This window comes from Paenibacillus sp. 01T422, from assembly GCF_056398785.1.
In genome coordinates this window covers 1-485 of sequence record NZ_JBFTQB010001624.1, presented here as the reverse complement: position 1 = coordinate 485, position 485 = coordinate 1, and the positions used below count along the sequence as shown (strand labels likewise).

Below are 485 nucleotides of genomic sequence, written 5' to 3'. Positions count from 1 at the left end.
GACTACAGCAACCCAGAGTATGACAAACTAATTAAATCAGCTCAAACAGAAATTGATCCATCCAAACGTGCGAAAGCATTGGTTGATGCTGAGAAAATCCTGATGGATGATCAAGGTGTAGCTCCAATTTACTTCCGTACTCGCGCTTACTTGAAAAAACCGGGAATCGATGGTTTGATCCTTCCATCCTTCGGTCAAGAGTGGGAATTGAAATGGGCTTCAGTTAAGTAATTTTTGAAATATAAGGTTTTGAAACAAAGGAAGGGGCCGTTCGCACCTCGTGGGAGCGGCCTCTTCTAAATTTCTTAGAGCTGTAAATTATTTAAGGAGGAGCAATATGGTCAAGYTCATTCTTCGCCGTTTCTTATATGCGCTTATCACGTTATGGCTGATCTCATCATTTACGTTCGTATTGATGAAAAACTTACCAGGGAATCCACTAGGTGAAGGCGCTGAAAAGATTCCTAAAGCGACGAGAGATATGC

The 485-nt window shown here is 41.7% G+C and carries 1 pseudogene; it reads left to right on the top strand.

The window, feature by feature from the left end:
• Positions 1 to 231: pseudogene (locus AC1DUA_RS40475) on the top strand (peptide ABC transporter substrate-binding protein); the annotation flags it as partial.
• Positions 232 to 485 lie beyond the last annotated feature (254 nt).